The sequence below is a fragment of the Streptomyces sp. NBC_01237 genome (assembly GCF_035917275.1).
Lineage (GTDB): Bacteria > Actinomycetota > Actinomycetes > Streptomycetales > Streptomycetaceae > Streptomyces.
Genome location: NZ_CP108508.1, coordinates 8195346 through 8208654 on the forward strand (window position 1 = coordinate 8195346; position 13309 = coordinate 8208654).

Here is a 13309-nt window from a genome sequence, read left to right on the forward strand (position 1 = left end):
CTCGTGCTGATCGACACCAGGCGGCCTGGCCGACAGGCGCCCAGTCGTCCTGGTGCTCAGTCGTCGATGCCCGGGTTGCTGGCCCGCGCGATGCCGTCCAGCTCGATGTCCACGGCTTTGCGCTTGGTGGTCCACTGGTCGATGAAGTCCCGCACTTCCTGCACCTTGGCGGGGTCATCGGCCTCTTCAGGATCCATGAGGACGAATCCGGAGTGGCCGTCGGATCCGGGCACCTCAACGATCTGCTGGTCCATCTTGCCGGTGAGCAGGATCGTCAGCACGGTCGCGAACTCGCGATTCATCTCCGGCGTGAACGCGGAGTCGTCCTCGGAGCCGATGGTGCCCTCGCGGCCTTCAGCCAGCAGGTGGAACGCCTCGTGCAGAGCCTGGGCCAGAGCCCCGTACTGGTCCGGGTCCATCCGTGCTTGGAGCGTTTCCATGTACAGGGCCACCTTGGCCACATGGTTGTCTTCCCCGGGGGCGGCGTCTTCGTCGTTCATCCACACAGCCTGGTCCGGGGCACCGCCCCCGTCCAGGCCCGCACACAACGACGAAGCGATCACGGCGACGCTCACCATGGCTGGTCAGGTGCGGTGGCGCGTGTGGGTCGTACCGGCGAGGAGTGATCGCCGGTACGACCCGCAGATGATGCCACGCCCTCCCATAGCTGTGAGGGCGATCAGAGCACAGCAGCGCTCTGTGTCAGTGCCGGGTTCTACGCTCATGAGTTCTCAGCACTGAGCGAGGAGAGCGCGTCCATGGCCATTGACTTTGTCGCCCTACATGAGCCGCTTGTGGAGTGGGTCCACGACCAGACAGCCCGAGACGCGACGGAGTACGTCACGGTTACCGCCTTCGGTGAACTGCACGGCCTCAACGAACAGCAGTCCCACCGGCTATTGGTGACGTGCAAGGGCTGGGGGCTGCTGAGTGATCACTACGCCACGATGGACGATCCAGCGGCCAATCTGACACCACGGGGACTGCAATGGGTACAGGAACGCCAACGCCGGCGTGCAGACACCAGAGCGCGCAGCGCCGCTGCACGCAAGGGCCTGCTGACCTGGCTATGGACCCAGAAGGAGAAAGGCGTTGGCTTCCCCTACGTCAACGGCATCCTTCAATCTCCTCTCTCGATCTTCGAGGGCGACCGACTGACATCGGACGAGATCGACCGCGCAGCGGCATACCTGCTCTCCAAGAGCCTGATCACAGGTAACAAGTCCGGACAGCTCGAAGGACCTGCCCGGGCCGAGATCACTGCAGAAGGGCAGGACTGCGTAGAGCACTTCGAAGGTGACGTAAGCGCCTACGAGCGTCGCAACAGCAGCGGCAACACGACATTCAACATCGGGGAGAACACGGGCAACATCGCCGCCAACAGCCGCGACTTCACCATGAACGCCACGACCAACAAGGACGGGATCGATCCTGCGGCGATCGTCATGCTCGCCCGCGCTCTGCGTCAGGCGGCGCCTGCCCTGGAGCTGCCGGAAGAAGACGCCCAGGAGTTCACTCAGCTCGCCACACGTCTCGAGGCCGAGGCCGCCAACGGATCTCCTGACCCGGGCAGGCTCCAACGCTGGGGTGGATCCATTGTCGGCATCCTCAACTCCCCTGTCGTCAGCGGAGCCCTGGGAAGCGTGCTCGCCGCTTACACCGGGACGGTGCTTCCGGGACTGCCTCCCGCGTGACCCGCAGCTCAGAATGAGCCACGGGGCTGGCCGCGAAGGGTCTCTCTCGCGGCCAGCCCCGTTTCACCTAAGCCGTACTTCCCCGTCAGGGCTGACCGGCCGCCGGCCCCCGCGCTACGCGCCTTCCGGAGCGGGAAGCTGGATTCCCTGGACTCGTGAGATCCAGTGGATGCGCTGCCGCGACGGCAGCAGGCTGTAGCGCAGGGTGCGCAGCCCGGACCCCTCGGTCAGGTGCCATGGAGCGACCCGCCACAGGCCCTCCCGGTCAGGGACCGGCTCGACCGGGCAGCCGGTCAGCACCAGATCCCAGCGATCCGTACTTCCGTTGTCACGGTCGTCCTCCGCCGTCACCGTGCCGAGCACCTTGTACGGCAGCTCCCTCCCGGCCTCACTTGCTGCGAAGTTCTCCGAGAGTTCCTTGATGGTGAACTCGCGTTGCAGGTAGACGTCCCGGCTTGTCGCGCCGGGTTCCAGGAGGATGACGCCGGCGGCAGTGGGCCGCCTGTCCTCATCAGCCACGACCAGGTCGCCGTCGAACCGTGCCTGCACGCGCCGATCGCTGAGATTCTCCAGGACCAAGACCTGCTGCAGTACGAGACGGTTAGCGCCGTCCTGCTCCGCAGGGAAGTGCCAGGTGTGCCCCTGCGGCCAGGGATTGCACGGCATCCCCGAGCTGGTCGCCGCCAGCGGATCCCACTGCGGGGGATTGAGCTTGAGGATGACCTCTGGGGCCTGGGAGTCAAGTCGGCTGCGGATGGCGTCGGCGGTCATGAGCTGGCTGACCTTCAGTGCTCCCCGCGTGAGGTATCCCTGCCACACGACGCCGCCGAAGGCCAGTGCGGTGCCGATCGAGCCGAGGGCGACCCAGAAAGATTCTGACATGGCGGAGATTCTGGCCCCACCCGTGGGGTCAAGCACCAGCGCCCCCTGCCGGAGCGGGATGCACGGTGCGGACGCAGCCGGAGGCTTCGGTGCGCGGTGGTGGAACGCCCAGCCAGCACATCGGTGGAGCAGCGGTTCGGTTTCGGAAATGCATGGTGAAGGGCCAGTGATCCCGTTTAGCGTGATCTGGCTGGCGAGCGTCAGCAGCATGTGGTGAACACACTGGAGTACCGATGCCTCTGCCCGCACGGCTCACCGCCGCCCTGGGACAACACCCTGAAGATCTCACCGAGGACGATCTGCAGCGTGCGGTCGATAACCACATCCCCGAGAGCGTCGACCTTGACTGGAAGAAGGACTTCTACAAGGGCACCGACGCGGGCAAGAAGGAACTCGCCAAGGACGTGTCCGCCATGGCCAACACCGTCGGCGGCATCATCGTCATCGGAGTCAACGACGGCGAGCAGGACCACGCCCACGGCTTGACCCCCTTCGACCCGGTCCAAGGCCACGGCGAGGAATGGATCCGGTCCGTGCTCGCGAACTGGGTCCAGCCCGTCGTACCCAACGTTGGCGTGCGACTGGTGAAGTCCACCGTGCACGAGAGCAAGATTTACTGGGTGCTCACCGTGCCCCCGAGCACCCAGGCCCCGCACGCAGTCGCGGGCCCCGGCAACGACTACAACTTCCGCGTGCACGTCCGGCACGGCACCACGACCCGCACCCTCGCCGAATCCGAGATAGCCCAGCGCTACCGCGACCGCTTCCAGGCCGCCTCCGACGACGTCGACCGCCTCCGACACGTTACCGACGCGGGGCTTGGCTACCTCTCGGACTATCTGACCAGAACCGTGGACGACAGGAGCGCTCCGGTGACCTTCTACCCGGGCTGGGTCACCCTGGCAGCAGTTCCGACCGTCCGCGGCGCCTATCCCCTGACCACCCAGGCCCATCGCAACGCTGCCTTCAAACGCTTCCAAGACCTTGCGTGCCATGGAGTAACACTCCGCGCGCGGCCGGAGCACCCACCGCTGGTGGGCCGACGGCAAGTCCGCTTCGAAGGCCTCCCCACCGGACAGCTACACCAGGACGGCAGCTCCTACACGGCACAGGCCATCAGCATCCACAACGATCAGCGCGATCCAGAGGGCCCCGACCTGATCTCCCAGCGCACCCTCGAACTCGACCTCGTGACCCTGGTGCAAGCAGCTGCAGCCTGGGCCGCAGAGACCGGAGCAGCCGGCGACCTGATGCTGTCAGCCGAGCTGCACCGCTACGACGGCCGTGACAAGCCCGTCCGACTGACCGTGACCGACAGCGTCTTCCAACGCGGCCCGGCGCTCCCGCTCCCGGCTGCTCCTGTGGAGACGACGGGAGACCTTGCCGCCATCGTCATCGACAAACGGGAAGCTGTTGTTGTGGCCTGCGCTCTCGTATCGGACTTGCTGGCCGACGTGGGGGCCCACCAGCCGCACATCCTCACCCCTGAAGGAGACATCCTGACGGACCGACTCAACGGCCAACTCCGCCATGACCTCACAGGCTGGGAGGTGTAGTACGGCGGGTTCCTGGCCGCCCTACCGCCGGGGAGCAGCCCGGGATCCCAGTGGTTACACGCACTCCAGTGCGATGCCGTAGTCCGGACAGCCAAGGCCCCGGGCCGCGTCCAGCGTCCGCAGCCCTGTCCGACAGCTCAGGACGCCGCACAGCCTCGTGTGGACGCCCAGCACAGCCAGACGAGAGTCAGCAGCGCCCTCCTTGGGAGGCACCAGGCCCGCATCAGCAGGCGGGTTTACAAAAAAGGTGGCCCCGTCCTCAGGAAGCCGCCTTAACCTCGAAGTTTCGTGACGGGCCGCCGACGGAGTCGGTGGCCCGTTTTCGTGCCGTGAGCTGAGGGTGGGCAGGCCGAGGGCCCGAGTGTCGTCTCGGGGTGGCGCCGGGTTCCACTGTTCCGGGTGGTGAAGGGCTGTCGTAGGGATGGGTGTCCGCTGTTCAGCCGGGGTTCGGCAGGAGTGCGAGCCGTTCGAGTGCGGCGGTGATGTGGCCGGTCCAGGGCCAGTGCCGGGCCAGGCGGAGGATCCGCTGGCGGCCGGTGGTGACGAGTTGTCCGGCCGCGGTGAACAGGCGGAGCCGCAGGCGGCGGGGCTCCCAGAGCCTGGCTTTGCCGGTGAGCGCGAGCATGGGCATCCAGGCCAGCAGGTCGAGGGCGATCTGGACGATCTCGAGCCAGACCTTGTTCTGCGCTGTGGTGTGGAGGGGCAGGTTGCGCAGGCCGGTGGCCCGGGCGGCCCGGATCCGGTCCTCCGCCCGGGCCCGTAGCCGGTGACGGAGCTCGAGTTCGGCGACCGGCCGGCCAGCGGTGTTGGTCGCGAAGCACGTGATCCGCATGCCGTCCGCGTCCGTGATCCTCAACTGGGCGCCGGGGTGGGGCCGCTCCTTCCGGACGACCAGTCGCATGCCCGCGGGCCAGCCGTCCAGCAGCTTGCCGGTGAGCTCGGCGACCCAGGCCCCGTCACGGACCTCACCATCGGTCTCGACGGCCGCCGTCCAGGCCGAGGCGGGGACTTTCAGCACGTGTTCGTGGATCGCTTCGGTGACCGTCATGCCGACCGAGTAGGACAGCCATCGTCCTCGCCTGGTGAGCCAGGACACGAAGTCGTGGGTGCCGCCCGCGGAGTCCGTGCGGATCAGCGTCTGCCGGCCTCGCCGGTAGCGCTTGGGCAGCTGGGCCAGTGCGAGCTGGGCTGTGGTGATGTGGTCGGCTGCTGTGTTGGAACCCGCGTTTCCCGGCCTGAGGAGGGCGGCGACCGGCTCGCCGGTTCCGCCCGGGCCGTGGTCGACGAAGGCCGTCAGCGGATGGTGGCCGTAGGTCTTCTTCCAGGTCGCGGCCGCGTCCTCCTTGTCGGAGTGCGCGATCACGAGGACGCCGTCAAGATCGACGACGACCTGGCCATCAGCGCCCGGGGCATTCTCACCGGCCAACGACCAGACGCGGTCACGGACTTCGGAGCGTGCGGACCGGATCGCCTGCAAAGCTTTCCCGCCGGAGGCAGCGAGGGTGTCGATCAGGCGGGAGACGGTCGGGTCGGAGGCGACCGGACCGAAGACGGCCGGTTCGGCCCGCAGCACGGCGACATCCGCGAGGCAGTCCCCGCCCAGTGCGACCGCCAGGGCGACATCCAGGAGGGCCTTGCCGGGATCGTGGACGGCCCGCGGTTTGCGCCACGGCGCCAGAGCTGCCGATATGACCTGGTCAAGACCGGTCTTGCGGGCCGTTTCGGCGAGCAGGACCGACCCGGCCTGGGAGACGACCCGGCGGCCGTCGTCCTGGACGCGGACACGGGGATAGGACCCGATAGAGTGCTTCACCTGGGAAGTGCCTCCGGCGATGGCAGGAACAAGGACCTCGACAATCCTCATTCTTGCTGGTCAGAGGCACTTCTGCTTACTTGGCCACCCATCGGACAGCCTGCTTCATGAAAGCGCGAAACTGCATGTTAAACCTCATTTTCGCAGTTCTCGTCCTGGTCCTGGCAGTCCTGCTAGCAGGGCTGTTGAAGCTGCGTCGCGGCGTTAGAGCTCCATGGGACGCGCAGCCTATTGCGCTCGTCGGTGTCGCCGGGGCCGCCTGCGGCTTCATGGCCGTGGTGTGGGGGGTCGGCGTCTTCGCAGGAGGGCTGGACGATCGGGAAACCTGCGAACTTACCCATCACACCAACTACGACCAGGCATGGCGTGACCGCACGGGGGCGGACGGCAAGTCCTTCTTCCCGTTGGCCAACGCATGCAACGAGCACATCAGTCTCGTGCCCGCGTGGGTGAACCCCACGATCGTCTTTCTCGCTGTCCTCGCCGTCAGCGCTCTAGCCCTTGCTCTGTTCCGGATCGCTCATGCGATTTCCCACAGGAAGAAGCTGATCTCCGTGTGAACGGATCAGCGTCTGGCGTCCGGGCGCGCTTCTTCACCCGGGAAGTGCCTCCGACGGCGGCAGGAGCAAGGACCTCGCCGCTCCTCATTGTTGCTGGTCAGAGGTGCCTTTCGCTTACCTGACCACCCGTCGGGCTGCCAGCTTCATGAAAGCGCGAGGTTAAGGTACCGCCATGTCGATTCGCATTCAGTTCAACAGTGAAGACCGCGGGGACAAGGGACTCTACGAGTACGAGGACGGAGAAGGGCGTGAGTACCGGTATGCCGTGCTGGACAGTGGCGCACTCGCGGTGTTCGAGAAGGAGACCGGCGGGTCCATCGGGAAGGACGAGGCGCCGATCTCGGTCTACGGGCCTCATGCCTGGTTCAGCGTCAGTGGCGACCAGCGGACGAAGGCGGACGACCGCCCAGGGCGCACAGCCGGTTTCTAGAGGGCGCATCCGATCTGCTCGCGCTGCGGATCCACTCCAGGTGATGGCATCAAACTACAGTGCGTGTAGACCCTGGGACGCGCTGCCGCTGGCTCTGGTCAGCAGGAGACACATTCGCCTTCGGCCGACCCGACGGCGCGGGGCCGGACAGGTCGCCCTGCCCGGCCCCGCTTCATAGCTGCGGGATTTCATCCTCACGCCAGGCGTGCTGGCCTCTGACCCTCGACCAGCTCAATCCATAGATCCCGACGGGTCCAAGCACGGACGGCGCGTTAGCCGCATCCTGGCGGGGTTTGTGGAAGCGAGCCATGATCGCCTTGCCAGCCACCCGATCGCGGCAATACTGACCTGCCCTGACCTGACACTTTGGACAGGCGATCTGCGAGCACGCGTTCCACGCCTGATGCTGCGCGGCCCTGACTGTCTGCGGGTCTTGTCCGCTGTCCGCCGAGGTGAAGACGAAGTAGTCCATCCACCGATGGTGGCAGTCAGCCCGTCGACGCGGACGCGAAACACAGTTTGCCGAGTGAGTCGCGCGGTGAGAGTTAGCCGCCGCTACTCGCCCTACGGACTCCGGTTGCTGCACCGGACCAAGAGCTCTCGTGTCGAACACTCGATGGCATCCTGCGCGCCGCGCCGACCGCCCGGGGCAAAGAAGGGCTGGCATCTGACCCAGAACGAAGGGGCACGCTGACCTCAGCGTGCCCCTCTTGTCATCGGCCGTGCTGCTATGCCGCTGCCCATTCCAGCCCGAGGTCGGCCAGCGCCTGGCTGCTCCGGGGCAGCGGCACGACGCTGACCGACTCCAGGAGCTCACGTTTGTTTCTCCATCGGCATCATGGCGCTGCTCCCTTGGCGGGGTGGCCAGGCCGATCACTGGTCGATGTCGTCGAACAGGCTGCGATGCGAGCCGGGAGGCTGGTGCCCGCTCCGCTGGCCACCGTGATCGTCCGCAGTGTCAGGCTCCCAACTGTCCTGGCTGGGCGGCCGAGACCGACGCTCGTCTTTATAGAAGTCGCGTGCATGGTCGAACTCTGCGACCGTCTCGTAATCGTCCCGCTTTTCAAAAGCCAAGGAGTAGAACAACAGAGCCGTCTCGATGGGGTCGTCATCGTCTCCAGTGGCGTCTGAGAGCCAGTCGCTGACCATGTCGTCAAGTACGGGAACGAGCTCTTGGAGCACGTGTTCGAACAGATGCTCACGCTCCTCGTCGGTGAGGAGGAGGTGCCAAACCTTCTTCTGCCAGTCCCGGTCCTCGATCCAAGAGGCGTCTGGGCTGGTGACGGCCAGCTCTTTCATGCGGTCAATGGCGCGTTTCCGAGTGTCCTCTGTCAGAAGGCCAGCCTGGTGGAGCCGTGCGAGTACGGTCGTCCGGGTGTCGTAATCGGCGGGCGAATTGAACTGCACGAGCTCGTCGTGGATCAGCGGGTCTACATCCACGTAGGCGCGCAGGAAGCTGGCGCAGCTGTCTTGCGCCAGGTAGGCCTGTACGGCCCATTGACGGTCATGCAGCTGTTGCCAGGACTCCAGGCGTCCGCAGGGCTGCTGACGTAGGGCGGCCACGCGGCGGGCGACCTCCGGGTAGAGCGAGGGTGGGATGCGCAGCAGGGTGCCCTGGCGCTGCTCGCTGCCGGGGGCTAGGCAGTCGGTGCGTGACAGCAGAGCTTGATCAGTCATGCCCATGAGAACGACCGGCAGCAGGTGCGGCTGGGTGGCCAGCCAAGCAGCGAAGCCTTCTCGAAGAGTGGGGTGATGGAATGCCCAGTACTCCTGTCCGTCGGGTGATGTATTGAGGCGGAGGAAGGTACCGGTGAGTGCGATCAAGGCTTTGCTGACGCCGGCCAGGGTGGATCCGGCTCGCTCGACGATGTCACGGTCGCCGGCATCCAGGGCGATCGGGCCCGGCAGGCCGGGCAACGTTTCGTCTCGGGCCGTTGCGTAGGTGAGTGCGAGCGCCGCGTGTGCGTGGGCGTCGAGCTGGTCGTAGACGTCGCGGAGTAGCTGCTGGGGCTGGGCTATGAACGTCGTAATGCCCTGCTGGGTCAGGGGCAGTCCGGAGGTAAATGCCTGAAGCCCCAGACGCCGCGCGGCTTCGGGACGGAAGGGGGTGGCGTCGGCTGCTGCTTCCAGATGAGGTTTCATCAGGGTGCGTACGTCTTGGGGCTGGTTTCCGGCGGCGAGGTGGTTGTACAGGATCTGCTGGCGCTCAGCCCGGCTGAGGTCGGCGACGTCGACGATGACGTCCGACCCGTGCAGCCGAGGGTAGGCATACCGCTTCAACAGCGGGCGGGCTTCGTTGTAGATGTAGCTGCGGGAGGTCAGCACGACGCGGGCGCCGTTTTCCACCGCGCTCATTACGTGCGGCAGGTCGCGCGACCAGGCGTGGGTGAGGTGTTCCTCGTGGCGGACCGCGCCAAAAGCATCGTCCAGCCAGAAGAACTGCTCCTCTTGGTGGGGGTTCCAGCGTTGCACGAGTTCTTCGGAGGTTCGGGCCTTGATGGCCGTACATCCCCAGTTGTCGGCCGCGCTGATGGCCAGCATCATCGCGATGACAGACTTACCGACTGCCGGGTCGCCCAGCAGCAGCACGAAGCCGCGGTCGCGCAGAGCGCGGGCCGCCTTACGGTAGGCGTCAGTGACGACGAAGGTGGCCACCTGTTCGGGCGCGGACGCCATGAGCTTCGAGGCCTGGGCGTAGGCGCGCTCGTCGAGGATCTGCGAAAGATCGCCCAGTCCGTAGACGCGGGGGACGAACATCCGCAGTCCGCGATGCGTAGCGATCATGTCACTCAGCCACTGCCCGTCCAGGACCAGCGGATGCGTCACCCCGGCCGCGCGCAGCCGACGGCTGATCTCCGCCTCGGAGGTACCGGTGACCCGCGCGTTTGTCAGTAGAACGTAGGTGCCACACATGCCGCGCTTCACCAGGGCTCTGGCCTTATCGAATTCGTCGTCCAGCTCGGACGGAGCGAGCGTGGCGTCGGCCTTCTTGGTGTGCTTGCACTGCAGCACAAACGGCCCTGGTGGAACGTCGTGCGCGCTACTCGGGCCTGTAGGCGGCGGCCAGGTGCCGTAGAAGGCGCCGTCCCGGCCTCCGTCGTTGGAGTCGGCGAATGACTGTACCGACTGGCCCCATACCTCCCGCAGGACGGCCGCGCACAGATCCTGGAAGGCTCGCCAACCCAAGGTATGCAGTGCAAACCGGGGCGAGCCGACGGCCGTGACCTCGCCTGCGCTGTTCACGCGTCGTCCTGGGCGGCGTCATAGTCGGCGAGCGCGGTCATGGCTTCCCACATGGTCTCGTCGTCGTAGTCCGGCACCACCAGGTCGGGCTCAAGGCCGTCACGGTCCGGGTCGAGCTCCTGGGAATGGGCCAGCACTTCGACCAGGAACCGTCGTGCGGCCTCCAGCAGGCCGGGATCCTCCAGCCACAGCCCGAACTCCAGGCTGCGGCGGGAGCTCTCCGTGCCGTTGGCGCTGCCCAGCCACAGCCGGTGTGGCGTGAAGCCGGTGACATCAGCCACGCCGCCCAGGCCGTCCTCGTCGTGCCACCACAGCTCACCCAACAACATCATCTTGGTATGGAGGATCGGGACGAGATGGTCCCCGGCCTTGCGATATCCCAGGGTGCGCAGCGCCGGCAACCGGATGTACTCCTGCGGCGAACCGGGACCCAGCAGCGGCGCCTTGCCGCCTTGGTGGAAGCGCAGCTCCTCCAGTTCGGAGAAGGCACGAATCGGGAATCCGGCCGCGTCTTTCACCGCCTCAGCGACCTTGCGTAGCCGTTCTACGTGGCGTTTACCCCGCGGCTGCTTGCTCACCACGACGCAAGCGGAGGGGAACTCGGCGATGCGCTGCAGCAGCTCAGGGTCGTCCACCCACAGGAAGGCCCCGAGAATCGCGGGCCCCAGGCTGCGAGACCGTCGCTGTTGCTCCAGATCCAGACGGAACCCGTCGATCCCCTCCACGAGACCGGCCAGCACGTCTGTCCCGAACCGGACGGGATACTTCCCGCCCTCCAGGACTGCCTGCACGTCGAACTGGTTGGAAAACGACGAATCCATATGCCCCCCTGCTGTCGCCAGCATTATGACGCGACACCACAGACTGCCGGGCGCTGAGTGGCATCGGGGAGCGTATTTGCCGGTGCTCCCTACGAGCTCGTAACACGATCTTGTTGAGATGCCCTGGTAGGCCGTGACCGGTGTGATGATTCGGCCGTTCGTGAGGTGTGGGTACTCGACCGTGGATCGTGGACGATGGGTTGTGGGCGTTGATCGAGCCGTTGCTGCCTCCGTGGCCGGAACGGTCGCCGGGACCGAGGCCGGTGTCGGACCGGCTCTGCCTGCAGGGCGTCCTGTTCGTCCTCTACAACGACATAGCCTGGCAACTCCTGCCGATGGAGCTGGGGTTCGGCTCGGGGCAGACGTGCTGGCGCCGCCTGGAGCGATGGCAGAAAGCAGGGGTCTTCGACCGGCTGCACCGGGTCCTGCTCGCTGAGCTGAACGCGGCCGGCGAGCTCGACTGGTCGCGGGCATGCGTGGATGGTTCTCACATCCGCGCGAAAAGGGGGGCGCCGACACCGGTCCGTCGCCGGTCGACCGGCGGAAGACGGGCAGCAAACACCACCTGATCTGCGACGGACGTGGCACTCCGCTGAAGGTGATCACGACCGTGGCCAACGTCAACGACGTCACCCAGACCCTCGCCCTGGTCGACGGCATCCCACCCGTCGCAGGACGCCCCGGCCGGCCCCGCAGACGGCCCGAGGCTCTGCTCGGCGACAAGGGATACGACTCAAACCCCAACCGTGACGAGCTCCGTCGCCGGCGAATCCTGCCCGTCATCTCCCGCAAGGGATCACCGAACATCAAAGGCATCGGCAAGCTCCGCTACGTCGTGGAGCAGACCTTCGCCCTGCTCCACCACTTCAAGCGCCTCGCAGTCCGCTGGGAACGCCGCACCGAACTCCACGACGCCTTCGTCTCCCTCGCCTGCAGCCTGATCTGCTTCAGACGCCTCAAGAAGACCCACTCATGATCGTGTTACGAGCCCTATGGGTTGGCACATGGATTCGGCCAGGCGTCGTTCTTCTGCCGCCACGGAGGCGGAACCAGCTCACCTTGTCGATCAGTTCGCGCTACACCAGAGAGTCGGTGGGTGGAGCTGGCCTGGACTGGAGGGGTAGTAGTCCGGCGCAGACGGTGAGAAGGCAAGTGAAAAAAGCGAAGATTCCGGCGTCACGGGCAGGTGTGCGGAAAGTGGGTAGTTATGGACAGTTTACGGCCACCGAGTATGGAGAGCGCTGCAGATTTTGTGGCGGCACTGCGGCAACTAAAGGCTGATACAGGGCTGACATACCGTCAGATAGAGCAACGTTCCGAAAGTGGGGGCATTTACCTTGCTCGAAGCACTCTTGCTGGCGCGCTGAGCCGCAACGTGCTCCCGCGGGAAGAATTTCTTGCGGCCTACATACGGAGCTGTGGCGGAGGCCAGGCCGATGTGGATGCGTGGCTGGAGGTCCGGGAGAATATATCTGCGGCGCGAAAAGTGGAGGAGCCTGCTTCCTTAGCGGAGCACAATGTCACGGACGCGGCGGATGTTGAGAAGCAGAACTCGATTGACCCGCCGGATCTCCCGTTCTTGCGCACCCGGAAAAAGAAGTTATGGCTCATCAGTGGAGGCGTAATTACGGTCACCATCGGTATTATCATCGTGGCCTTTGAAGTGCGGGGCCAGCAAACACAAGAAGAAAAAGTCAAATCGACAGTGAGTGCCACTGGTGCAACCGCTAGTCCGTCCAGTGCGTCTGGGCAGGCTAGTCCAGCAGCCATCATACCTTCTGGACGGTATCGTATTCGTACCGCCGGCGGACAATGCCTGTCGGAACGCAAGGGCAAGAGAGAAGGGGCTGGCACGAGTGATTATTTTTACGAAACTTCATGCAGAAACGGATATACGCCGATCACGCTGCGTCGATGGCCCAATGGTACCTATAAAGTATTTTTCAGCGGGAATTTAGAAGTTCAGGAACCGAAGCGCTGTCTAGGCGTCGTTCATGCTGGAGTTAATGACGGAGCTTCGGTTTCAATTCAGTACTGCGGAGAACACACCCTTGACGAAGCGGAGCAGTTCAGGGTGGAACCCGTCGAAGCATCGGGGCATCATTTTCAGCTTCGCGCCGAGCATGTGTCCAAACTGCAAGGGCCGGTAGATCTATGCATTGGATCACCCGACATGGACTCCCGGGAATGGTCCCCAGTCTTTCAGTTGGAATGCGACGAAGAATCTAAACGCCAGCAATTCGAATTCCAGATGCTCTCCCGCTGAGCTGTGGGTGATTGGCCCCGCTTCTTGCAGGGCCAATCACCACG

The 13309-nt window shown here is 65.2% G+C and carries 12 protein-coding genes; 6 read left to right on the plus strand and 6 right to left on the minus strand.

Translation table 11 applies throughout. The annotated features are described in order from the left end of the window. Positions 1 to 56: 56 nt before the first annotated feature. Positions 57 to 500 (minus strand): hypothetical protein, encoded by a 444-nt coding sequence (locus OG251_RS36215; protein ID WP_326681078.1) that lies wholly within the window; start codon positions 498 to 500, stop codon positions 57 to 59. Positions 501 to 758: 258 nt separating this feature from the next. On the opposite strand from OG251_RS36215, the gene OG251_RS36220 reads away from it, so the two are divergent. Continuing rightward, positions 759 to 1694, plus strand: coding sequence for a hypothetical protein (locus OG251_RS36220; RefSeq protein WP_326681079.1), 936 nt, complete (start codon positions 759 to 761; stop codon positions 1692 to 1694). 114 nt (positions 1695 to 1808) lie between these two features. Here the strand turns inward: OG251_RS36220 and OG251_RS36225 are convergent, their stop codons facing one another. Next, positions 1809 to 2576 carry a hypothetical protein gene (locus OG251_RS36225; protein WP_326681080.1) on the minus strand — a complete coding sequence of 256 codons (768 nt, stop codon included), beginning with the start codon at positions 2574 to 2576 and terminating at the stop codon, positions 1809 to 1811. A gap of 233 nt (positions 2577 to 2809) precedes the next feature. Here OG251_RS36225 and OG251_RS36230 point away from each other — a divergent pair, with 233 nt between their 5' ends. Next, positions 2810 to 4132 carry an AlbA family DNA-binding domain-containing protein gene (locus tag OG251_RS36230; RefSeq protein WP_326681081.1) on the plus strand — a complete coding sequence of 441 codons (1323 nt, stop codon included), beginning with the start codon at positions 2810 to 2812 and terminating at the stop codon, positions 4130 to 4132. 436 nt (positions 4133 to 4568) lie between these two features. Here OG251_RS36230 and OG251_RS36235 read toward each other — a convergent pair whose 3' ends face one another. Further along, on the minus strand, positions 4569 to 5945 hold the full coding sequence (locus OG251_RS36235; protein ID WP_326678265.1) for an IS1380 family transposase: 1377 nt from the start codon (positions 5943 to 5945) through the stop codon (positions 4569 to 4571). 107 nt (positions 5946 to 6052) lie between these two features. On the opposite strand from OG251_RS36235, the gene OG251_RS36240 reads away from it, so the two are divergent. Together OG251_RS36240 and OG251_RS36245 are read left to right on the plus strand one after the other, a co-directional pair. Beyond that, the gene (locus tag OG251_RS36240) at positions 6053 to 6505 is read left to right on the plus strand and encodes a hypothetical protein (RefSeq protein WP_326678264.1); all 453 of its coding nucleotides are present in this window, start codon (positions 6053 to 6055) and stop codon (positions 6503 to 6505) included. Positions 6506 to 6677: 172 nt separating this feature from the next. Then, positions 6678 to 6935 (plus strand): hypothetical protein, encoded by a 258-nt coding sequence (locus tag OG251_RS36245; protein ID WP_326681082.1) that lies wholly within the window; start codon positions 6678 to 6680, stop codon positions 6933 to 6935. Between the two features lie 172 nt (positions 6936 to 7107). Here OG251_RS36245 and OG251_RS36250 read toward each other — a convergent pair whose 3' ends face one another. The 3 genes from OG251_RS36250 to OG251_RS36260 all read right to left on the minus strand — a co-directional run bounded on the left by OG251_RS36250 (position 7108) and on the right by OG251_RS36260 (position 10999). Next, the gene (locus tag OG251_RS36250; RefSeq protein WP_326681083.1) at positions 7108 to 7407 is read right to left on the minus strand and encodes a zinc finger domain-containing protein; all 300 of its coding nucleotides are present in this window, start codon (positions 7405 to 7407) and stop codon (positions 7108 to 7110) included. Positions 7408 to 7808: 401 nt separating this feature from the next. Next, the gene (locus OG251_RS36255; RefSeq protein WP_326681084.1) at positions 7809 to 10178 is read right to left on the minus strand and encodes a hypothetical protein; all 2370 of its coding nucleotides are present in this window, start codon (positions 10176 to 10178) and stop codon (positions 7809 to 7811) included. Continuing rightward, a complete protein-coding gene (locus OG251_RS36260; RefSeq protein ID WP_326681085.1) occupies positions 10175 to 10999 on the minus strand; it encodes a hypothetical protein in 825 nt (274 codons plus the stop codon). The genes OG251_RS36255 and OG251_RS36260 overlap by 4 nt, the downstream gene beginning before the upstream one ends. 167 nt (positions 11000 to 11166) lie before the next feature. Between OG251_RS36260 and OG251_RS36265 the strand changes: the two genes are divergently transcribed. Further along, a protein-coding gene (locus tag OG251_RS36265; RefSeq protein WP_442818401.1) for an IS5 family transposase occupies positions 11167 to 11975 on the plus strand; the annotation gives its coding sequence in 2 pieces (ribosomal slippage) (positions 11167 to 11499 and positions 11502 to 11975; 807 coding nt in all). Positions 11976 to 12230: 255 nt separating this feature from the next. Further along, positions 12231 to 13265 carry a helix-turn-helix domain-containing protein gene (locus OG251_RS36270; RefSeq protein ID WP_326681087.1) on the plus strand — a complete coding sequence of 345 codons (1035 nt, stop codon included), beginning with the start codon at positions 12231 to 12233 and terminating at the stop codon, positions 13263 to 13265. Positions 13266 to 13309 lie beyond the last annotated feature (44 nt).

What these genes read in the sequence shown, in the direction of transcription:
- OG251_RS36215 (WP_326681078.1), bottom strand. Translation starts at nt 500, where the DNA reads ATGAACGACGAAGACGCCGCCCCCGGGGAAGACAACCATGTGGCCAAG.
- OG251_RS36220 (WP_326681079.1), top strand. Translation starts at nt 759, where the DNA reads ATGGCCATTGACTTTGTCGCCCTACATGAGCCGCTTGTGGAGTGGGTC.
- OG251_RS36225 (WP_326681080.1), bottom strand. Translation starts at nt 2,576, where the DNA reads ATGTCAGAATCTTTCTGGGTCGCCCTCGGCTCGATCGGCACCGCACTG.
- OG251_RS36230 (WP_326681081.1), top strand. Translation starts at nt 2,810, where the DNA reads ATGCCTCTGCCCGCACGGCTCACCGCCGCCCTGGGACAACACCCTGAA.
- OG251_RS36240 (WP_326678264.1), top strand. Translation starts at nt 6,053, where the DNA reads ATGAAAGCGCGAAACTGCATGTTAAACCTCATTTTCGCAGTTCTCGTC.
- OG251_RS36245 (WP_326681082.1), top strand. Translation starts at nt 6,678, where the DNA reads ATGTCGATTCGCATTCAGTTCAACAGTGAAGACCGCGGGGACAAGGGA.
- OG251_RS36250 (WP_326681083.1), bottom strand. Translation starts at nt 7,407, where the DNA reads ATGGACTACTTCGTCTTCACCTCGGCGGACAGCGGACAAGACCCGCAG.
- OG251_RS36260 (WP_326681085.1), bottom strand. Translation starts at nt 10,999, where the DNA reads ATGGATTCGTCGTTTTCCAACCAGTTCGACGTGCAGGCAGTCCTGGAG.
- OG251_RS36270 (WP_326681087.1), top strand. Translation starts at nt 12,231, where the DNA reads ATGGAGAGCGCTGCAGATTTTGTGGCGGCACTGCGGCAACTAAAGGCT.